A 22,882-nucleotide genomic window follows, 5' to 3' on the forward strand; every position below is an offset into this window, starting at 1 on the left:
TTATGTGTGGTATAGTTGGTTATACTGGTCCACGTCAAGCTTTTTCAATTGTTCTTGACGGACTTAAAAGATTAGAATATCGAGGTTACGATAGTGCAGGAATAGCACTTGTACAAAATGATAAACTTAGTATTTTTAAAAAAGAAGGTAAAGTTGCAAATTTAGAAGCTGCAGTAGCGAATCATGATGTCACTTCTCATACGGCTATCGGTCATACGAGATGGGCAACACATGGCGAACCTTCAGATGTGAATGCCCATCCACATTATACTCCTGATGGGCAAATTGCGATGATTCATAATGGTATTATTGAGAACTATCAAACCATTAAAAATGAATTAATCAGCAAAGGATATGAATTTAAAAGTGATACAGATACTGAAGTTTTATTATATTTTATTTCAGAAATTAAGCAAAACAATAATTGCAGTTTAGAAGAAGCTGTTCGCATTGCCTTAAAACGTGTCGTTGGAGCCTATGTTATTTTGCTAGTTGAACCTGAACATCCAGAAACAATCATTGCTGCTCGTAAGGGGAGCCCGTTAGTCATTGGTATTGGTAATGGTGAACATTTTTTAGGATCCGATGCATCTCCTATGCTTGCCTATACAAATGAGGTGGTTTACATCAACGATTATGAATTAGCGATTGTTAAGCCAAATGAGCTAATTCTAAAAAATATAGGAAATGAACGCGTAACTCCTTATGTTCAAAAACTCGATTTAGAGTTAGCCGCTATTGAAAAAGGAGGATATGAGCATTTTATGCTGAAAGAAATCATCGAACAGCCTCAGGCTATTTATGATTCTATGCGTGGACGATTAGATTTGGAAAAATTGACCATTACGCTGAGTGGCATTGAACAATATGCTGAACAAATTTGTAATACCAATAGAATTGTTATTGTTTCTTGTGGTACCAGTTGGCATGCGGGATTGGTAGCTGAATATTTAATTGAGGAACTATGTCGCATCAATGTAGAAGTTGAATATGCTTCTGAATTCCGCTATAGAAATCCGATTGTCAATGAAGGAGATGTTATCTTAGCCATTTCTCAGAGTGGTGAGACAGCTGATACGTTAGTCGCTTTAGAGAATGCTAAAAGTAAAGGCGCTATTATATTAGGTGTTGTGAATGTAGTGGGTTCATCGATAGCTCGTCTATCTCACGCAGGTGCCTATACACATGCAGGACCTGAGATCGGAGTTGCGAGTACAAAAGCATTTACGGCTCAATTGACAGTTTTAGAATTGATTGCCCTGAAAATTGCACACATCAAAAAAACAATCGATGATCAACAGTACGCTCATCTTTTGAAAGAATTGAGTGACTTACCTAATAAAGTACAAATCATCTTAGATTCACAGATACCAAAAATTAGAGAAATAGCGCGGAAATACAAAGACGCAAGAGATTTTCTTTATTTAGGCCGTGGATACAATTTCCCGATTGCATTAGAAGGTGCTTTGAAGCTAAAAGAGATTACCTATATTCATGCTGAAGGTTATCCTGCTGCAGAAATGAAACATGGACCAATTGCATTGGTCGATGAAAATCTTCCTGTGGTATTTGTTGCAACAAAAGATCGTTACCACGAAAAAATAGTTAGTAATATTCAAGAAGTTAAAGCTAGAAAAGGACATGTCATTGCCGTTATTACAGAAGGGGATGAGATTTCGAAACAATTAGCAGAAGATTATATTGAGATTCCAGATGCGGATGAGATTGTAGCACCAATTCTATCAGTCATTCCATTGCAGTTACTTTCGTATTACATAGGAGTAGAGCGGAATCAAGATGTTGATAAGCCTCGTAATCTGGCAAAATCAGTTACAGTTGAATAGTAGATAATGAGTCAAATAAAAAAAGGTAACATTGAACGTTTAGGGTATGATTTTATTCCCTCTGCCTTTATTCCGGTGGATAAGAATGAGAATCATATTCGTTTTGAACAAAACCCTAGATCAGATTATCGGAATTTGACAGCAGAAGAAATTGCTATTTTAGTGAAAAATGGAAATCATGCTGATGATTGGAATCAAATTTTAGTCACTCCGTCTTTTTTACCGAATCAAATCAAACAAAATAATTTCTTTGGTTTGGTTCGTATTGGAAATATGGATTCGATTTATCTTGAGTATCGAAATCTGAAATTAGAATCTGGGATTTATAACAGTACCATCGTAAGTTGTGATTTAGGTGATCATGTTGCGATCCATCATGTAAAATATATGTCCCATTTTATCATAGGACATGATGTTATTTTGAGTAACATCAGTGAGATGGAGACGAGCAGTACAGCAAAATTTGGAAACGGTATCTTGCGAGAAGGTGAATCCGAAGACCTACGCATTGCTTTAGAGCTATGCAATGAAAATGGTGTACGATCTATCTTACCTTTTGATGGTATGCAGGCTGCGGATGCGTATCTTTGGACTAGAAATAGACAAGATAAGGTATTGCAAAATAGATTTCAGGAGCTTACCGATAAAAGATTTAACAAATCCAGAGGAACATATAGTGTCATTGGTGATCGCTGTATCATTAAGAATTCACAGATAATAAAAAATGTGAAGATTGGTTCTGACGCTTATATCAAAGGAATCAATAAGCTGAAAAACTTGACGATTAACTCTTCTCCTGAAGCATTTACACAGATAGGAGAAGGTTGTGAATTGGTTAACGGTATCGTTGGTTATGGTTGTCGGATTTTTTATGGCGTGAAAGCTGTTCGATTTATTCTATCTTCTTTTTCACAATTGAAATATGGTGCACGATTAATCAATTCATTTTTAGGGGATAATTCCACCATCTCTTGTTGTGAGGTTCTAAATTCTTTAATTTTTCCAGCTCATGAGCAGCACCACAATAATTCCTTCCTTTGTGCTGCTATGGTTATGGGGCAAAGCAATATGGCTGCAGGAGCAACAGTTGGATCGAATCATAATTCACGAGCTGCAGACGGAGAACTAATAGCAGGAAGAGGTTTTTGGCCAGGTCTATGTGTCAGTCTAAAGCATAATTCAAGATTTGCATCTTACACACTCTTAGTTAAAGGTGACTTTCCTTATGAATTGGATATTAAAATTCCATTTTCATTAATAAATAATGATATCAAAAATGATAAGTTGACCATTATACCTGGTTATTGGTTCATGTATAATATGTATGCCTTAGTTCGTAATTCGAATAAATATGAAGCTAGGGATAAAAGATTACTAAGAAATCAGTATCTAGAGTATAATATGCTTGCTCCAGATACGGTGAATGAACTTTTTGATTCATTGCATATTATCGAAAAAGCTGTTGGCCAAGGGAACAATTTTGTACAAGAATTATCCACAGAGGAAGCGGTAAATCGAGGGAAACTGATTTTAGCAGATACTGTTGATTTATCCCAGTCTTCTGTTATTGTCAAAGGATTTGAAAATTCAAAACGAGTGGTCGAATTAGTGAAAGTGGGAGAGGCCTATGACTTATTTAAGAAGTTTATCAAATACTATGGTACTATTCATGTAATCGATTTTTTACAAAATCATACTTTTGAGAACTTAAAAAATAGATTAAAAGCTTGTACACGTTTGGAATGGGAAAACATTGGTGGACAATTGATTGAAAAAGATGCTATTGAAGATCTTTTGAATGCAATTAAAACTGCTAAAATTGACGACTGGGATGATATTCATAGTCATTATCATCTACTAAGTAAATCATACCCAGAAGCAAAAATGTCACATGCTTTTGCATCTTTACTTGAAATTACGGGTGAAAAAATAGAATCATTAACCTTGGAAAAAATTATCAATTGGTTAGAAGATGCCATTGAGCATAGAACTTGGATGGTTAATGAAATCTATAAAAGCAGAGCTAAAGATTATGAAAACCCGTTTCGAAATATGGTTTATAACAGTGCTGAAGAACGAGATGTTGTCGTAGGAAAATTAGAAGAAAATAGTTTTATTCTACAACAAAATCAGGAGTTGAAAGACTTTGAAAATAAAGTGCAAAATCTTATTTCAAGATTAAATAACTAATATTAAATCAAGAGAGCACTTAACGCAATCGCTGATAGTGTTCTCTTGATTTTAATTTATACCCTCCATTAATAATCCTCCAATTACTCTTTTTTATATTATTGTTTAATACAATAATTGATTTGATCGATTCACAGTCTTATTTATATTATCGCTATAGCTAAGCGTATTTTTACAGCCTTATCCTACTATTTAGAAAGTTGAACGTATATTTGAAAATAAATACTTTCTGATTGACCAAACCGACCAAAAATTATTCATTTATTTTCATTTCTATGTGCTCATTTGAAATGATCAATTTCAATCGAACATATTTTTTAATGTTAATTAATAATCTCGTCCAATTTCAAAGCATTAATTTTTTAGCTTATTTTTCGCGATAGTGAGGATTAAGATTCTTTTAGATTTATTTATCTAATGTAGATTACAAATTTATTCTGAAAAAAAAAGAAATAAAACTTATTGCAATGAATGAAATTAAAGTAGTCTTACAAGTGTAATTTCTATAATAACACGAACTAGATTTCATATTGATAACAATATATTTCTGTATACTAGATTTTTAAAGAAAATATTTAATAATAATATAACTAAAATCGTTTGTGGTTATTTGTATTGTTATATTTTTTATATATTCGTGCAACCTATTATTTAATAAAAATGCCATATAAAAAATTATTTTTAGTGCTAGTGATATTTATTTTCACTGGTAAATCAGATTTATTTGCACAAACAAAAGCCAAACAAGAAAAAGTTGAATATAAGTTTGGAAAAATCCAACCTTCAGAGTTTCTGATAGAGGCCTCTGGAGTAGATTCTGCTGCTTCTGCAATAAAATTATTTGATATTGGAAATTGCTATTTCCAAATAAGCCCCATTACAAAATCATTTTGTTATGTTTTTGAAAGACACGTAAGGTATAAAATCCTAAATAAAAAGGGATATGAATATGCGAATTATTCGGTGGGATTATACAAAAGTAATGGTCAGTCGAAAGAATCTTTAGATGCAATGAATGCCGCAACCTATAACATGGTTGATGGGGTTATGAAAGTTGATAAAATTGATAAGGATTCAAAATTTACAGAAGAATTTAACAAAAACTATACTTTTAGAAAATTTACCTTACCGAATGTGAAAGAAGGTTCTATCATTGAGTATAAATATAAAATTATATCGGACTACGTTTTTAATTTAGCGAGCTGGAATTTTCAAAGCGATATTCCAACCCTCCGATCGGAGTATACAGTTACAATACCCGAATATTTAGACTATAAGTTTAATAAAAATGGCTATTATAATATTCCTCAAACACTACATGAAAAGGTAAGTGCAAATTATGTTCCAGGTGTTCAATCAACTGCTACACGAGACCGTTTTGTCGTTGAAAATGTTCCCGCATTAAAAGATGAACCTTTTATCTCTAATTTAGATGATTATAGACCCTCCTTAGATTTTGAATTGCGATCCACTAATTTTCCAGGTGAATTTTATAAAGATTATACCGGGTCATGGCCAAAAATTGTTTCAAGCATTCTTGAAGATGAAAACTTTGGAAGGTACATAACTAAAAGCGGCTATGCAAAAAACAATTTAACATCAATTATTAAAAAAGAGAATGATTCATTAGCAAATGCTAAATTAATCTTTAAATATGTTAAGGATAATCTGAAGTGGAACAATAATTACAATTACTATAGTACAGAAACAAATCCAAAATCTATTTTTGAAAAAAAGACAGGTAATTCTGCGGATCTTAATCTAGCCTTGATTAATTTTTTAAAAGAAGCTAATTTTGCCGTTTATCCAGTATTAATCAGTACGCGATCCAACGGAAAACATCCTGGATACCCTATAATCAGTAAATTTGATAACGTTATTGCGGTAGTGAATATTAACGATAGCTTATATTATTTAGATGCAACTATCAAAGATATGCCATTTGGCATGATCAATTATCAAAATTTAAATCATGAAGGTTTTGTAATTAATATAGATCAAAAAAATGGTCAATGGATTAGTACAGAAACTAATTTTGCTGATGAAACCATGCATGTTTATAATTTGGTGTTGGATAAGGAAAATAAGTTAAAAGGAAATTTGACGAACTATGCTAATGGTTATGCAGGTTTAAGTTCTAGAACTCGCTATAGAAGTGCTGTAAACGAAGCAGATTATTTAAAAGATTTTAAAAAGAACAGAAATGGATTAATGCTCAATAATTTTAAGACACTCAACTTAGATAGTTTAGATCAACGATTTATTGAATCTATGGAAGTTGAAATTGAAGATAATGTTGAAGAAGCTGGTGACTTAATTTATTTTACCCCATTGTTGTATGAAAGAACAAAAGAGAGCCCATTCAAACATGAAGAGCGAGCTTTTCCAGTAGATTTTGCTCATCCGATAAATGAAAATTGTCGCATTGTTATATCTTTTCCAGAAGATTATCAAGTAGATAAACTCCCTAAAGGAGCAGTCTATAAGCTTCCTGAAGATTTAGGATCCTTTAGCATAACGTATTTAATTGAGGGGCAATCACTCTTGGTAAAAAGTGTGATTAAACTTGAAAAATCAATATATAGTTCAGAAGAATACTTTTATTTAAAAGAACTATACAATGCGATTGTAGAGAAACAAGCTGAACAAATCGTATTCAAAAAGAAAATCTAATGAAATATATACTTTCTTTACTATTCCTGTCAAGCTGTATCAGTATACAGGCACAAACGAATTGGGATGTTGCAAAAATTCCAGAAACGTTAACGAAAGATGCCGTAATGATCATTCGAAATGAAGAACAGTTTTTGGATATAAAAAGTCCCAGTGCTGCAAAATACGAATACAAAATCACAGCAACTATATTAAGTAAAGCGGCCGATGACTTTGCTGAAATGCAAGAAGTTTATGATAAGTTTTCAAACATTTACAATATCAAAGCAACTTTGTATGACGCATCTGGTAAAAAAATAAAGGAATACAAATCAGCGGATATTAAAGATCAAAGTTTAATCTCCGGATTTTCAATTTTTGAAGATAACAGATTGAAAAATATAAAATTTGTTAGCAATAGTTATCCGTATACAATTGAATATAGTTTTAGTCAAGACTTCAAAGGTTTACTTTATTTTCCGCAATGGCGAGATTTAAAAGATTTTGGAGTTTCAGTAGAAAAATCAAGCTATACGATTCAAAAAAGCAAGGACTATCAAATGAAATACATTGCTAGTACAGGGCTAAAAGTTGATTCAAGCACTACGGCTGATAAAGTAATCTATAAATGGCAAAGTACAGCCGTTCCAGCTTTATCCAGAGAGCCTTTAGCAACTGGAATTGATAATGTTTCTGCTTGGGTAAAAGCGTCTCCTAACTTATTTGAGTATGATGGATCGAGCGGAAACTTTAATACCTGGAAGAATTTTGGTCAATGGATATATACCTTAAATGAAGGAGGTAATAACTTACCTGAAGCATTTAGAGCTAAAATTCAAGCCCTGACAAAAGATGCTAAATCTGCAAAAGAAAAGATGCATATTTTATATCAGTATTTACAACAAAATACGCGATATGTGAGTGTTCAATTGGGTATTGGAGGATTTAAACCCATACTTGCTGAGAAAGTGGCGATGGTTAATTATGGTGATTGTAAAGCATTATCTAATTTTATGAAAGCCATGTTGAATGAGGTAGGAATCGCTTCTAACTTGGTTATGATTGGAAATGGAAAACCAAGTTTACATACACAATATTCAAGTATTGGTCAGGCAAACCATATGATTTTAGCAGTTCCTTCTGCTACAGATACGACATTTCTAGAATGCACAAGCCAATATTATCCAATGGGATTTATCGGATATGGAAATGCCAATAGAAAGGTCTTATTAGTAACAGAATCTGGTGGTAAACTCGTTAATACCCCTATATACACTGCTAAGAACAATTATCAAACTAGAAAAACGAGCATCACCTTTAATAATGAACAAGATATTGATGTTTTAATGAACACGACCTATGGCAATGCACAGTTTGAAGATAATTTGAGCACGATGCTATTGCAACCCAATGATCAGAAGAAAAAAGTGCTAGAAAGCAGTGAAATTCCGATTGCAACATTTGGTTCTTACAAATGTGAACAGGTAGATAAAAATAAGCCTGAAATAACGGAAGAAATAGCATTTAAAGCACAACAATTATTAAGTAAGGGAGGCGATAAATTATTTCTTGTATTAAATCAAGTGAATAGAAAAGAATCTGCGCCAATCAAAGTTGAGAATAGAAAAACTTTCTTTTCTGTTCCCTATGCATATGATGACGAAGATGAAATCACCTTCAAATTGCCGAAAGGTTATCAAGTTGATTTTATTCCAAAAGATATTGTCATTGAATCAGAATTTGGGAACTATACTGCGAAATTTAATGTGCAAGATGATCAGATTGTTTATCGTCGAACACAGACCATGAATGGCAAAACATATCCACCAGAGAAATACAATACTTATGTAGATTTTTATAAAAAAATTGTTCAAGCAGATAAACAAAAGGCTGTTATAACGAAATCTATGTAACCACTCGATGAGCTTCTGATCATTGATTTTCTATTCATCCATGAAGTGGTTAACGAAAAAAAGCATAAAAATTAAGCAAGACTTAGTTTTTATGCTTTTTTTTCATCCAATTGTAGTCAGTTCAATAAGTTGATAATGCTTACTATTTAGTGGATTTATGCTGTATCAGTCATCTAAATCATCCATATAAATATCGTGTACAACAAATTTAACATGTGCGTTAGGAAGAAACATATCCAACACATCGTCTGAATCAATTGGATACAAAGTCTCTGCATCTGCATCTAATAACTCTGAATCTGGAATAAGTTCGAAGAACGTAATCCCATTCATTTGTGATAATTCCTCCACTTTTATACAGATGACAGCTTGATTTTTCCAATTGGACCAGATCAATTTATTAAATAAATGATAGGGATTTTTTTCTGTAGTTGACATGTCCGCAAACATAGACAATAGAGCAGTAATTGCAAAGTTTTCAATGAAATAAAATAAAGTGATCAGTTTGTATTGTTTATTTCAATAAACATGCAAACGCTTCAAAAAATAGATATTCTGGGAAAATGTATACCTTTAATCTATGAAAGCAATAGTTATTGGAGGCAGTGGCGCTACAGGAAGAGAATTAGTTAAACAGTTACTGTCAGATGAGCGTTTCCGTAAAGTGATTACATTGGTTCGTAGGCCTTACTTCGAGTCACATCAGAAGTTGGAAGAAATCATCGTTGATTTTGAGCACTTAGCCTCTTCTCAAGATGTTATTAAAGGAGATGTCGCATTCTCTTGCTTAGGTACAACGTTAAAAGACGCCGGAAGTAAAGAAGCACAATGGCACATCGATTATGATTATCCATATCATTTTGCAAAAATGGCTTATGATAATGGAATTGCCAGTTTTGTATTATTATCAGCTGCGGGAGCAAATGCACAATCAAGTATCTTTTATAACCGAATGAAAGGATCATTAGAAGATGCGATTAAAAAAATTGGATTTGCACAATTCCTAATCCTACAACCAGGAGGAATTGATCGTCCCAATACAGATCGGTTAGGGGAGAAGATTGGTTTAAAAGTATTAAAGGTTTTCAATAGCGTTGGTCTCTTCAAGCAATATGAACCGATTCAAACTCATCTATTAGCGAAAGCAATGATCGAAAGCTTCTTTCAGTATAAAAAACCGATTCATGTGTTATCGCTAAAGGAAATACAAAGGCTGACAAATTAGTGCGTACTCTTCTCTGAGTTGGTCTTTGACTAGCAATGAATATGTTTGTATATACTGTTCAACTATAGCTTGATTTCTGTTGATAAAAATTCCATTTAATTTAGTCTAGCCAACATTTTACTTTTAACCGTCATAATTCAACCTTTTGTGGCGATTTAAATTTCAATTTATTATCTTTAGGCGAATTTTAAGACAGCTTTACGGTTTGTTTTGAATTTTAATTTTGTTTAAGCAACTTAAAAGATTTCAATAAAAAAATTATGTCATCTAAAATCATTTACACCAAGACAGATGAAGCGCCTTTATTGGCTACGTATTCATTTTTACCTATTGTACAAGCTTTCTCTAAAACAGCAGATATCAATGTTGAACTAAGAGATATTTCTCTTGCTGGTCGTATTCTAGCCAATTTTTCAAGCGTATTAAAAGAAGATCAAAAAGTAGCTGATGCTTTAGCTGAACTGGGTCAGTTGGCAACAACTCCAGAGGCCAACATCATCAAATTACCAAATATTTCCGCTTCTATTCCACAATTAAAAGGAGCGATTGCAGAATTACAAGCTGCAGGATATGCCATTCCAGATTTTCCTGATAATCCAGAAACAGAAGAAGAAAAAGCGATAAAAGCAACATATGCAAAAGTATTAGGTTCGGCTGTAAATCCAGTTCTACGTGAAGGTAACTCCGATCGCCGTGCACCTAAAGCAGTTAAAAACTATGCGAAAGCAAATCCGCATTCAATGGGTGCATGGTCTGCTGATTCAAAAACACGTGTCGCTTCCATGACTCATGGTGACTTTTATGCTACTGAACAATCAATAACAGTAGATCAAGCAGGTCAATTCAAAATTGAATTTGTTAACGCAAATGGTACTACGACAGAATTAAAAGGGCTTTCTCCATTAAAAGCAGGAGAGGTGATCGATTCATCAGTAATGAGCTTATCAGCATTAAAAGGTTTTGTTGCTGACACAATTGCTGCAGCTAAAGCTGAAGATGTTTTATTGTCCGCTCACTTGAAAGCGACAATGATGAAAGTTTCAGATCCTATTATTTTCGGAGCTATTGTAGAAGTTTATTTCAAAGATGTATTTGCGCAATATGGTTCATTATTTGACTCTTTAGGTATCAACAAAAACAATGGTCTAGGTGAAGTTTATGCTAAAATCGCTGGTAACACACAAGAAGCTGAAGTAAAAGCAGCTATTGAAGCGGCTATTGCAAACGGTCCTGATCTAGCCATGGTTAATTCGGATAAAGGAATTACAAACTTACACGTCCCTTCAGATGTTATTGTAGATGCTTCTATGCCAGCGATGATTCGTACTTCGGGCCAGATGTGGAATAAAGAAGGTAAATCTCAAGATACCATTGCTATTATACCAGACCGTTCATATGCTGGTGTATACGAAGCCACTATTGAAGATTGTAAAGAAAACGGTGCGTTGGATCCAACAACAATGGGCTCTGTTCCCAACGTTGGATTAATGGCTCAAAAAGCGGAAGAGTATGGTTCTCATGATAAAACATTCCAAGCTTCAGAAAATGGAACAATCCGTGTTGTAGATGCTACAGGTGCTATTTTAATGGAACAAGCGGTGGAGTCTGGTGATATTTTCCGTATGTGTCAAACGAAAGATGCTCCAATTCAAGATTGGGTAAAATTAGCGGTTAACCGTGCGCGTCTATCTGCGACACCTGCTGTATTCTGGTTGGATGAAAATCGTGCTCATGATAGAGAGATTATCAAAAAAGTAGAAAAATATTTAGGAGACTTTGACACAAATGGATTAGATATTTTTGTGATGAATCCTGTTGAAGCGACTAAATTCTCATTAGATCGTATTCGTGAGGGACTAGATACCATTTCTGTTACAGGTAACGTATTACGTGACTATTTAACGGATTTATTCCCAATTCTAGAAGTAGGTACATCTGCAAAAATGCTTTCAATCGTTCCTTTAATGAATGGCGGTGGTTTATTTGAAACAGGTGCTGGGGGTTCTGCTCCAAAACATGTTGAACAATTCTTACAAGAAGGGTACTTACGTTGGGATTCTTTAGGTGAATTTTTAGCGTTAGGGGCTTCTTTAGAACACTTATCACAAACTCAAGATAATGCGAAAGCATTGGTATTGGCAGAAGCATTAGATGTGGCTACAGAGAAATTCTTAGCAAATGATAAATCACCTGCACGTAAAGTAGGTCAAATTGATAATCGTGGTTCTCACTACTATTTAACAGCTTATTGGGCGGAGGCTTTAGCTGCACAAACAAAAGATGCAACATTAGCAGCTAAATTTGCTCCTTTAGCAAAAATATTATTGGAAAACGAAGCTAAGATTAATGAAGAGTTGATTGGTGCTCAAGGTAAAGCACAGAACATTGGTGGTTACTATTTCCCTAATGATGCACTAGCAACAAAAGCAATGCGTCCTTCAGAAACATTGAATAATGCGATCGCTACTTTATAGTAGTATCATCGACATCAAATAAACAAAAAACTCCATTCGAAAGAATGGAGTTTTTTGTTTATTTGATAATTAAAAAAATGGATCTTGTTAATTTTTGTTTTTAAGTAAACTCAGTTCCAGTAACACATGCTCCAATGTTTCTTGCATGATGATGGGTTCGAGGTTTGATTTCATCTTATCATAAGATATTGTAGACAGGTTTTCCATGTGTAACTTTCCCTGTGATCTAACAAAAGGGTGAAATGACATACCTTGATCAGGACTATTTTCATTCAACTTGGAATGATTTCCGATTTTTCTATGAAATGGGTGCATCATGGGTTGATTATGTTTACAATTGCTTTATACAAGGTACTGATAATAACTGATAAATGCAAATTTTGTATGACTTATAATGTCTTAAGACGTTAATAATTTTATCGCTCGCTGTAGATCGACTGATTCATGATCAGTCAAATCTAAGAAGTATAACTTCTGCCAGGCTTGTGTTTGTTGCGCTTGCTTATTTATGGTTATATCCCAAATCGGGTACACACGGAATCCACGTTTACCTCCCTTACCATTATGAGATAAAATTCCTTTTTGGAATAAGACAGTCTTAGGAAAGATAAAAAGCCCTAAATTATGATCTTTTTGAGTTGCTATAATATACATATCAATTGGATCATCAACCTCAAAGGGAGCGGTAATCCCCGCTATATTGCGATGCCACAAGGTAACGAATTGCCCTATTTTAGTAGGTGTTATTTTGGCAACTCTAAATTTCACACACTGTGATTCCAAATCAAAGTTTTGAGCAGCATATTCTTGACTTTCTAATTCTGCTTTCAAGTTCGATAATGTTACATCACACCTTTGAAAAACCAATTTGTCAATCTGTTCGAGTACTGTGTTTAGACTGGGATAATTTGCCAATTTATAGAACTAATTTAATACTATTTAATTGATTAGAATCTTCTTTTTTGATATTGCTATCTGTTATTTTCCAAACCACTGGACTGTATATATTTATGAGAACCATCACAATAAGGCATCCTTTTAGAAAGACCACACAGGCAATCGGTTAGTCCTTTTCCCATCATGATTAGAGGAACAGACTTTTCAATTCTTGATAGCCTTGTTTTAGATTGTTTAGGGGCAGCAAAATAGAGGAGGTAAGCCCTTTGTCTACCTGGAGTCAAAGCTTCAAAGGCAGTTTTTAATGCTTTGTCTTCCTTTAATTTTTCCTCAAATTCTGCAGGAACAAAAAAGTCTTCTGTTTTTTTTAACTCAACTTTTAATCCAGCTTTTTCTACTTCAATCGCTTCGAAAATATACGCTTTCAAAATAACTTCCTTGTCCAGGATATCTTGCACATTCGTAAATTGAATACTTCGTGACGATTGCGAATTTTCACCATGCGATATCAAGAAAGCATGCTCGTCACTTAATAGAACACCTTTAAAAAAACCGATCTCACAGTAATCTTTGAATGAATTTATCAACAGAACATTACTATTATTATAGGTGTAACAAGGAATGCGCCATTTAAGCTCTTCCGTCAATTGACAGTCAAGAACAATCCTTCGCAAAATTATGATTTCATCTTGCCATTTTGTGGCTTTATTTACATATTCATCAACTTTAGGGTTCTTCATATTAACATGTTCTAAATTCAATATCATGAATACAAATATAACGAGACTTGGTTATTCCTGTAGCAAATTCTTTTGAAGAATGAAGACAATTAAAGGTGGTGAAACAATTTGAAATAAATATACATGATAAGGATAGCAGCATGTACAAACAATCATGTCCAGTATCAATTAGAAACGGGACATGATAGTAGCTATACAAATAACTCGGATTATATTTCTAGTAAGTCACATACCCTTTGATAGATAGGACGTTAATGTTCTTAAGTTCTGTGTGAATACACACCTTGACTTTTTTATCTTTTAGTAAGGTGAATGGTGATATCATCCAAGGTTCAGGCCATTTTTCAAAATCAATAAAACAATAAAATGGATATGCAGTCCTTTCCTGATTCACTTGCTTAGGTAGTATCGTTGAAGTGCTATTTACCAGATACTGATTCATTTGTTTTTTATGAAATTTATAGAACATCCGATCGGGTAATACTTCATCCAAAGACTTGCTATATTTCCATGTATGCACGAGATAGGGAACGTGTACATTTTGTATTTGTTTTTGTTCTACCGCATTAAAATTGTCATCGTAGGTATAGGAAATCACCGTATCCTGTTGTATGATCAGTTCAGGTTTAATCTCCAAGTCGAAATAATTGCCATAACTTGCTTGTAAACTTTCCTGATCAAGTCCTGTGTATTTACGAATGAGATAGGAGAGAGCAGGAATCTCTTTTAAAGGCAACATATTCCAAAAAGTAAGGGTTTGATTATTAGTATCAATTTTTCTGACCTCCATACTTGAATATAAACTTTCAGCAAGCCTCCATTCTCCTTCGATCTCAGTTTTGTGTTTTGACACAGTAGCCTCAATAATCAAACTTTTATCTTTCTGAACATATTGAATGTGCTTACTTGACTTTGTCTGTTCAAATCCTTTAAGAGCATTAATCTGAGACCAGTTTTCCGGATGCTCTAACAACAATTGAAGATCTTCAAATTCTGAGCTAGCTTGAGGTGAAATTTTATAAACTAGAAAATTCTTATTAAAAAGAACATAGATCTGTTTGTTTATTTTAACATGAATAAGCCCTTGTTTTTTATCGATAAAATTAAGCCCTGATTTATAATGATCTGCAAAAAAAGAAAAGCAATCATCATAGTTGTCTATGGTCAATATTCCGTAAAAATCTGTCTTTTGAGGTGTTGTAGAGAATAAATAGATTCGGGCTGGAATAGCAATTCCAGCATCCAAAATCAATTCTTTTACTAATTGTCCAGCACTACTATCTTCTTTTGATCGCTTAGTATCCCAGCTCCATAGACTAGAAACATTGTCTATGAGTAAATCGTCGACAGCAATAGAAAGCAAACTTGTGCTTGCCTTACTCACATGTTGATGATCTATTTTGTTTTTTCGAACAGTATAAATAATACAAACAGTGGATACAAGTAAAACTAGAATAACACCTACTATAATCGTAATCTTCTTCATGTATTACCGATTATCTTTTTTGGAGTCTATATTTTCAATGATGTGTTTTAAAAGATATTGCAAAGCATTTTTATCCTGTTGTGGGAAATCGACAGCTATTTCACCAACCATTTTATTTTGCTTAAGACCATTTGCTTGGATACGAACATCACCGTAAGTAGATAAATCTCTTAATGTCTTTTGCCATGGTTCAATAACTGGAATTTCAAGTTTTTTCACCATCTCAGGAATTGCTGCAGTATGAAGTACAGCATTAAAATTATTGGATCTTAGTTGTTTTTTTAGTTGGTTAGCGTTCTTACTCGCTTTAAATCTATTTTCCAAAATAGATACCATCTGTTCTTTACTACTTCCAATAAATACGATATCATTTTTAAGAAGTATATAAACAGGTATACTATTTTTCAATTCAGTAAGTTCGTATAGACCATTGTCAATTTTTATCTTTTGGCGTTTTTCAGCAAATTGTAATAATTTCTTATACAAGCGTTGATCTTGAGCCGTGAACATCCATAAGAAACTAGGAATAAATTCATCTTTTGTTTTTGTGACCTCTGTAGAATTATAATCATCATCATATTCATAAGCGGTATATTCTTTTTTTACTTTTTGAAGATCATTCAGAAAGATAACATGATCACCATTCATGACTTTAGCAATCGCTTTTTCGTCCATTCCGATTTCTAATGCTGTCGCACTTATCGTCAGGACATCTGCATAATCTTGAGCTAATGGTGCATACCAGCGTTCAATTAATCCTGGTAATTCTTTTAGATAAGCTTCGGTACTGATATTCATCGACATATAGGCCAAGTGGTTTTCAGGAATATATTGCGCGAATTTTGGATTCATCTTATTTTTATAGATATTTTTAAAAATTTGCGCGATATCTTTATCTAGTCCTATAGACCCCACAAATTTAAGGGTATGCAAATCTTGAACGAGCTCCAATGTAGCATCTTGATACCCATACTTCAAGTCTTCCATATTGATACCATAGCTCATTCTTAATACATCAAAAGGGAGATTTTTTCGATACATATCATCCAGATCGCTCACCCATAGACGTAACAAAGTCTTTTTATCATCAATTTTAATTGCTTTGTTTTTGATCATTGTGATTTTGGGATTCAGATAATTTCCAAAATCAGCCGCTAACCATTTACTAAATAAGGCATTGCTGATTGAATCATTCTTGGTTACTTGAGCTTGATTAGCAAGATATAAAGAATCGGATGCTAAGTTATAATCTTCCACATCGAGTTCTGGTGGATCAGCAACGATTGTACTAATAGAGGTATCTGTTTCTGCCAAAGGTGGGGCGATATCGTAAAAAACTTCTGGCTCTGCAACCGTAGTGTCAGCTTCTGCTGTAATCTCTTCTGGCTCTGCAACATCAGCAGCTGCATCGGCTACGATGTCTGACAAGGTATCAACACTGCTGTAATATCCTACATCCAAACCATATCGATCCGCGATTTCTTTCATTTGAAAATAATTACTATGAACACTACCCGTTAAGATAAATAGGGTTTCTTCGTTCCAAGCGACTTGTGTCTTACCATCTTTCGAAACCCTTCTTTCATAACCACTATAAGTAGGAAGTTTTTCAAATTTTGAAAACATATGTTCTTTTACTTGATGGTTTTGTTTCAGAGGAAGTAAAATACCCACATAATATAAACTATCTGTATTCGTTCTGTAAACATATGCATGTTTATCAAAATTTAAATCCAGTTCCATTAAGCTTTTAACAGGAAACTCACTATCTTCTGTAGTATTATCAAAAGCTCCTAGTTTGGTTAAGGTCTCATTCAATAATTCTATAGAACTGTGCTCGACAATAGCTTTGTTGTTGATAACTGCTACGAAATCAGCATGTGCTGGAATTCTGTTACTTAGATCTTGTCCCGATACAACTGAAATTGCAAAACTTGTCAGTATCAGTAAGGTGAAGTATTTTATATACATAGTTTTATTTATTATTTAAGGTGATTGCATTTGCCAATGAAGCTTTTCCAGTAATGAGATCCGTCGCTTTTAGTTTTAATAATACGGCTTTTGCTGAACTTGAGATTTTGCCAGCAGCATGCTGTTGCGCTTTTACTGTTTGATCAAATCGAATAATTTGAGTATAAAAAGCATCATTAAAAAATTTTTTATCAGCTTCGGATATACGCGAAAATTCTTTGTTTATAGCAGGTGCATAAGTGTATGATCGTGAGAATACCCTCGTTTTAGTATCATAAGCATAGCTGTTATTTGTTCCTAAAGAACTTTTGAAATGAGTGGCTAAGGCTTTACTAAAACTGTTCAATGCACGTACGGAAGCAAAATTGCAGGAAACGGTTGCGATATAATTATTAAAATCCAGACTGTGTTGTACTTGGCTGATACCTTCTGTATTTTTCAGTATACGGATCATATCCTCGGTCTCCTTTTTTATTTTTTCTTTTGAAGGAATTTGGATACCATTGACACTTTTTAGCTTCATTAACGAAGCGACTTTTGTACTACTCTTACTCAAATTTAAAGTCGCTTTTATCGTACCTGATCCGTCTGTTTTTAGATTGATTTCTTCGATGAAGTCAAAACAGCTCGTAAAAAGCGTACAAGAGCAAATGAGCGCAAATAACACGTAATATGATTTCAGTTTTTTCATTATTTTTTTATGTCAAAGATGTATAATTAAAAATCCACTTTAATGTCTTGTTTGAGCTGGATATATAGAAATTGAAACAATCTTTATTTTTATATGGCTTCGATCATTGAATAAAACAAAAGTACGAATAAGTTAACAATTATTCCCTCCCTGAAAATAGTGGTTTTTATACTACAATTATTGCCTAATTAAACCATATTCTAACGCTAGTTTTATTACTGAGCTTAAATTTTTAGTATGAAATTTCTCTATTAAATTTTTCCGATGACTTTCTACAGTGTGCGGACTAATAAATAGTTTATCTGCAATCTGTATTGTGGTCAATCCTGAGGCCACTTCTGTAAGAACTTCCTTTTCTCTACGGGTTAATTTGGGCACGCTTTTTAATTCATCTTTAGTTTTCTTATCCACGATACTTTTAGTTTGCGAACAGAAGAACCTCTGACCTTTCAATACTTGCTTGATTCCTGAGATAATCTCATCTACAGCAGCATTTTTTTGAATATATCCCTGAGCTCCTTCTTGAAGTACACTATTGATCACAGCATATTCATTATGTACACTAATGATAATAATAGACATATCCAGGTATTTTATCCTCAAAGGTTTAATCAATTCAATGCTATTAGCATCGGGTAAATTAATATCGAGTAAGAGAATATCTATTGGTGTTGATGGAAGTGCTGCATGCATAGCTTTCGCATTCGAATAACAACCTACAACCTCAAAAGATTCTTCTTTTGATAATATATTCTTTAATCCTTCTAATAGTAAAGGATGATCATCAGTAATGGCTATTTTAATCATTTTTCTTATCTATTTTAGGAAAAGTAATTTCGACACTTGTCCCAAGTTGTTCTTCGGATTGAATATGGAAGTTTCCTTTCAGAAAATCTATTCGAGATTGGATATTATGAAGCCCAGCAGATTGACTTCCTCTAGTTGTTTCAATGTCAAAACCTTTACCATCGTCTTCAACGATAATACTATAATTATCTATTTCCTCCACAATCTGGATAATAATTTGTTTTGGATCAGCATGTTTAATGGCATTGTTGACAAGTTCCTGTATAATCCGATAGACCAAAAGTTGTTGATCTTTTTCTAATTGATTGGAGTAATGTAGAAACTGAACATCGATATCCAATAGATCATGAGACATTCTGATGGCATAATCCTGTAATGCTTCTTGTAAGCCATAACGATTTAATAAATCGGGCATTAGATTATGCGCTATACGGCGGAGCTCTTCCACAGCAGTATCCAATTGTTTCAGAGATTTCTCCATGATATCGCCTTGTATAGGATTGGCAACATGATCATGCAAACGTGAAAGCGTTATTTTCGTACTGGATAACAATCCACCAAGTCCATCGTGTAAATCACGAGCCATACGTCCTCGTTCCTGTTCTTGACCTTCCAACATGGCCGTTAATGTCGATATTTTAGAGTTTTGCTTTTCCTTTTCCAATGAAAAATTATACAATTCCTTATGCTGTTTTAAACTTTTTGATCGCTGTTTGTAAGCGTAGAGGAGTAGAAGTACCAAAAGCAAGAACACCAAAATTAACGCAACATAATAGGTATTGATCTTCTCTTTATAGGAGATTTCATTTTGATAACTTAAGATATCTTGTGCACGATTTTGGGTTTCCAATCGAGCAAGTTTAAGCTCTTGTGTACGCTTTTCAGATTCCAGCTGTGTAAGTTCCAATTGTTTTCGCTGGTTTTCCTCATGGAGTTTTAGATTTTCAAATTCCTGTTTTTGTTGTAAACTGATCGTTTGCATCAAGCTAATCTGCTGTTCTTTTTTTTCAGCCTCTAGGTGCATCGTAACGAGCTGTTGACGCTGTCTTTCCTTATCAAATTGCGCTTCCAGTCGTTTACCGATCTCCAGTTGCTCCTGATCATATAACGATTTGAACGTTTCCATATACGCTTTATGATAGCGAATAGCTTCTGGCAAATCGCCTTCTGTTTCTGCTAATTCAGAAAGATTCTGATAAATGCTAAGGATAATATTTTGATCTGTTACCGTAGATTTAGTTATTTCAGTTAATGCCGATATGAGATATTCTTTCGCTTTCTTGGGATTATTTTCCTTTTTAGCTATTTCTGCCATGATGCCATAAGCAGAAGCAACATGCGTATATTGCTGTGTCTCTATCCCTTGTTTTTTTGCTAATTCTGCATAATAAAGCACTTTGTTTTTATAATTATCCGGATAAAATTTAAAATAAAGATTGGCCAAGTTAATGGCTACAAATGAAAGGTTGGAAGGAAAGGGGATCTTGTTTTTATTTTTGTGATAAGTATGGATTGCTTGTAAATAGTATTTTTCGGCTTGATCTCTTTGTTTTTGTTGGCTTTCATCTTTCATGTACTGTTGTTCATGCATATAGCCCATTGACATATAGGCATCAAAGATGGCCATTGGATCTTGCTGTTGAACAGCGAGATCTAACGTTAACAAACTATACTTTTCTTGCAACGCATATTCATTCCAGTTGGCATATATGGAGGTAAGTTCCTTATACGTAAACGATTTACGCCCCATTAAAGTGGGAGATGGAGGAGCTTTATCGAGATAGGTTATTGCAGCCAGAAAACTACGCACGGCATCACCTTCCTTATTATTACGTACCCGAAGCCAGCCTTCACAATAATGTACATAGCCTTTAATTTCCAAATCATTCGATTTATCAGCATATTCTTTCGCTTTTGTTATGCTTATTTCAGAAGCAGCTATATTTTCCAAAATACGGTTATTCATGGCTTGGATAGCATATAAGTAAGCGGCATATTTGCCATCTTTCCGATGCATAGCGAGCTGAATATTTTCTTTCAGTAGTTGAGATGCCTTTTCTTCCTGCTGATTAAAAAATAACCCTTGAATATATTTTCCAGCATGATAAAACCGTTCAGGATTTGTAATGGAAGTTTTCTCATATTGCTGTTGCAAATGATACAATAGTTCCTGCGCAGAAGAATAGTTAATCAGAAAACAAAAACTGACACATAACAGGGTCACTCTTAAAATATGGGGGAGCCCTAATATGTTACTTCTCATCTAAATTAAGTGTTGCTATGTGTAAAAAAGACTAATATATCATTTTCTTCATACAGTGAACGAATGCGAAACTAAAATTGTACATCATGCAGGATAAATAGTTCATGTTCCCTCTGCTTAAAATTTGAACAGAGGGAATTGAAAATTATTCTATTTCTTTTGCGATTATTTTTTCGCCTTTAGTGTTAATGTAATAGCTCTATATGTATTCATATCCATCTGTTAATTTTTTATTGTTTTTAACGGAATAGAGATAATAACTATCATTTTCTATAGTTACAAAATAATCTTTGTTTCGTTCAAATATACTCTCATGAATAGCAGGAACAATTACATGTCCCTTTTCATCCATTAATCCACTCTTACCATCTTTTGGAAATTCAAAAAGCCCATCTTTAAGATAAGAAACCATATCGTACCCTGCTTTAATATAGATAGTTCCATCAGCATTCAATAAGCCATATTTTTCATTTTGACCATATAGATATTTAGACGTATTTTCATCATAACTTAAGAAATCATACTGTAGAGCAATCACCTCTTTACCCGCTAAATTAATAGCACCATATTTTTCATCTGAATTGTTTACGATGGCGATATCTCCATTGAAAGGAGCAATATAGCTATATTTTGGAGCGATAAGAACATGGTGTTGTCCGTCTTCTAAACCATACAATTCTCCAGTTTCGTTGGTATATAGAAAAGCCTGAATCAGGACTTCTTCCATAGTTGATGCCAAAAGATTATAGTTTTCAGGAATTTGAAAAAGGTTTTTTGCCAGCTCTTCCATCACTACTTTTTGAGCAACATAACCATTGCCAGCTGAGGTGATGGATAATGGTGCTCCAGGTAAGAGTTGTAAAAAATTAAATTCACTCCAATAAAGTTTCGGAATTTGTTCTGTGTACCAAATATCCCATTTCACGTCCTCAACACCAAAATTAACAACGGCTAATTTACATGGATAACCTGCTATTGTTTTTTCTTGACCTTTGATATATGCAATGGGTAATTGACTGTAATCTATTTGTTCGTCATCAACTCCAGCATAGAGAGTTGAATAAGCTTCTATATCTGGAAACAATAGAAATGATTTTCCTGTTTTCTTATCCATTACTTCAATTTGACTATCTTCTTGAGTATAAGTAATGCGAAAAACATCTTGATTTACCCAAGCTTTCATATAGATTTCTCTGTTGGAATCTGTCGTAGGAGCCTCAGTTGTTATGCTGTAGTCGATACGAAAGAATTTTTTATTTTGAGCGAGCGCAGTGAAACAAGTGAGACATACTGCAGTTAGTGTAAGTATTAATCTTTTCATGATATGAATGTAATTCTATCACAAAGGTGGCTATAGTTGAAAGAATTTTTTATCCCTGATATCAGTGATATTGAATGAAGTATTATGTTTGGCTTTACAAATCCATTCATCAAAGCGGTGAAGTATTTCAGTATAAGACAGCTTGCCTATGTGGAACTATTGCAGAGAAACCATATCCAGATCAGTATGACTCAGTCCGGATCACCCTATGATAATGCAATTCCAGAGAGGGACCAACTGGTAAACTAGTAGGGAGCTTATTCGTACTTCAATCGTACCTTGTTCGTACCTCGTTCGAACAAACACGAATCAGGTATGGTTGAAGTTCGGTTGAAGTACGTTTTAAATATGAGTTATTTTACTATTTGATATCCAGTAAAAGTCTTGTTTTACCCTTAAAGAATAAGG

At 33.8% G+C, this 22,882-nt stretch carries 17 protein-coding genes; 7 read left to right on the plus strand and 10 right to left on the minus strand.

Annotated features, from left to right (window positions below):
- The first annotated feature begins 2 nt into the window (after positions 1 to 2).
- From glmS to LZQ00_RS06655, 4 genes are all read left to right on the plus strand, one after another.
- Complete coding sequence (glmS, locus tag LZQ00_RS06640; protein ID WP_234513596.1) at positions 3 to 1,844, plus strand: glutamine--fructose-6-phosphate transaminase (isomerizing); 1,842 nt, start codon at positions 3 to 5, stop codon at positions 1,842 to 1,844.
- Positions 1,845 to 1,850: 6 nt separating this feature from the next.
- Positions 1,851 to 4,034 carry a DUF4954 family protein gene (locus LZQ00_RS06645; RefSeq protein ID WP_234513598.1) on the plus strand — a complete coding sequence of 728 codons (2,184 nt, stop codon included), beginning with the start codon at positions 1,851 to 1,853 and terminating at the stop codon, positions 4,032 to 4,034.
- 660 nt (positions 4,035 to 4,694) lie between these two features.
- Entirely contained in the window at positions 4,695 to 6,707 is a 2,013-nt protein-coding gene (locus LZQ00_RS06650) for a DUF3857 domain-containing protein (protein WP_234513600.1), read from the plus strand.
- Positions 6,707 to 8,599, plus strand: a complete 1,893-nt coding sequence (locus LZQ00_RS06655) for a DUF3857 domain-containing protein (RefSeq protein ID WP_234513602.1) — start codon at positions 6,707 to 6,709, stop codon at positions 8,597 to 8,599. Before LZQ00_RS06650 ends, LZQ00_RS06655 begins: the two co-directional genes overlap by 1 nt.
- A gap of 165 nt (positions 8,600 to 8,764) precedes the next feature.
- Here LZQ00_RS06655 and LZQ00_RS06660 read toward each other — a convergent pair whose 3' ends face one another.
- Positions 8,765 to 9,037: a hypothetical protein gene (locus LZQ00_RS06660; protein ID WP_234513604.1), complete on the minus strand. Its 273-nt coding sequence runs from the start codon at positions 9,035 to 9,037 to the stop codon at positions 8,765 to 8,767.
- Positions 9,038 to 9,179: 142 nt separating this feature from the next.
- On the opposite strand from LZQ00_RS06660, the gene LZQ00_RS06665 reads away from it, so the two are divergent.
- Complete coding sequence (locus tag LZQ00_RS06665) at positions 9,180 to 9,824, plus strand: NAD(P)H-binding protein (RefSeq protein WP_234513606.1); 645 nt, start codon at positions 9,180 to 9,182, stop codon at positions 9,822 to 9,824.
- A gap of 260 nt (positions 9,825 to 10,084) precedes the next feature.
- Positions 10,085 to 12,298, plus strand: coding sequence for an NADP-dependent isocitrate dehydrogenase (locus LZQ00_RS06670; RefSeq protein WP_234513616.1), 2,214 nt, complete (start codon positions 10,085 to 10,087; stop codon positions 12,296 to 12,298).
- An 87-nt stretch (positions 12,299 to 12,385) separates the two neighbouring features.
- Here LZQ00_RS06670 and LZQ00_RS06675 read toward each other — a convergent pair whose 3' ends face one another.
- The 9 genes from LZQ00_RS06675 to LZQ00_RS06715 form a co-directional block, all read right to left on the minus strand.
- Positions 12,386 to 12,616 (minus strand): hypothetical protein, encoded by a 231-nt coding sequence (locus LZQ00_RS06675; protein WP_234513617.1) that lies wholly within the window; start codon positions 12,614 to 12,616, stop codon positions 12,386 to 12,388.
- Between the two features lie 81 nt (positions 12,617 to 12,697).
- Complete coding sequence (locus tag LZQ00_RS06680; RefSeq protein ID WP_234513619.1) at positions 12,698 to 13,213, minus strand: MepB family protein; 516 nt, start codon at positions 13,211 to 13,213, stop codon at positions 12,698 to 12,700.
- 56 nt (positions 13,214 to 13,269) lie between these two features.
- Positions 13,270 to 13,935, minus strand: a complete 666-nt coding sequence (locus LZQ00_RS06685; protein ID WP_234513621.1) for a YdeI/OmpD-associated family protein — start codon at positions 13,933 to 13,935, stop codon at positions 13,270 to 13,272.
- Positions 13,936 to 14,152: 217 nt separating this feature from the next.
- Positions 14,153 to 15,421 (minus strand): hypothetical protein, encoded by a 1,269-nt coding sequence (locus tag LZQ00_RS06690; RefSeq protein ID WP_234513623.1) that lies wholly within the window; start codon positions 15,419 to 15,421, stop codon positions 14,153 to 14,155.
- A 3-nt stretch (positions 15,422 to 15,424) separates the two neighbouring features.
- Positions 15,425 to 17,392 (minus strand): DUF4836 family protein, encoded by a 1,968-nt coding sequence (locus tag LZQ00_RS06695; protein WP_234513633.1) that lies wholly within the window; start codon positions 17,390 to 17,392, stop codon positions 15,425 to 15,427.
- Between the two features lie 4 nt (positions 17,393 to 17,396).
- A complete protein-coding gene (locus tag LZQ00_RS06700; protein WP_234513635.1) occupies positions 17,397 to 18,083 on the minus strand; it encodes a hypothetical protein in 687 nt (228 codons plus the stop codon).
- Positions 18,084 to 18,260: 177 nt separating this feature from the next.
- Positions 18,261 to 18,890 carry a response regulator gene (locus tag LZQ00_RS06705; RefSeq protein ID WP_234513646.1) on the minus strand — a complete coding sequence of 210 codons (630 nt, stop codon included), beginning with the start codon at positions 18,888 to 18,890 and terminating at the stop codon, positions 18,261 to 18,263.
- Positions 18,883 to 21,153 carry a sensor histidine kinase gene (locus tag LZQ00_RS06710; RefSeq protein WP_234513657.1) on the minus strand — a complete coding sequence of 757 codons (2,271 nt, stop codon included), beginning with the start codon at positions 21,151 to 21,153 and terminating at the stop codon, positions 18,883 to 18,885. Before LZQ00_RS06710 ends, LZQ00_RS06705 begins: the two co-directional genes overlap by 8 nt.
- Before the next feature lie 199 nt (positions 21,154 to 21,352).
- Positions 21,353 to 22,474: a WG repeat-containing protein gene (locus tag LZQ00_RS06715; protein ID WP_234513658.1), complete on the minus strand. Its 1,122-nt coding sequence runs from the start codon at positions 22,472 to 22,474 to the stop codon at positions 21,353 to 21,355.
- An 84-nt stretch (positions 22,475 to 22,558) separates the two neighbouring features.
- Between LZQ00_RS06715 and LZQ00_RS06720 the strand changes: the two genes are divergently transcribed.
- Positions 22,559 to 22,723, plus strand: a complete 165-nt coding sequence (locus LZQ00_RS06720; protein ID WP_234513660.1) for a hypothetical protein — start codon at positions 22,559 to 22,561, stop codon at positions 22,721 to 22,723.
- Positions 22,724 to 22,882: the final 159 nt, after the last annotated feature.

This window comes from Sphingobacterium sp. SRCM116780 (genome assembly GCF_021442025.1).
Classification (GTDB): domain Bacteria; phylum Bacteroidota; class Bacteroidia; order Sphingobacteriales; family Sphingobacteriaceae; genus Sphingobacterium.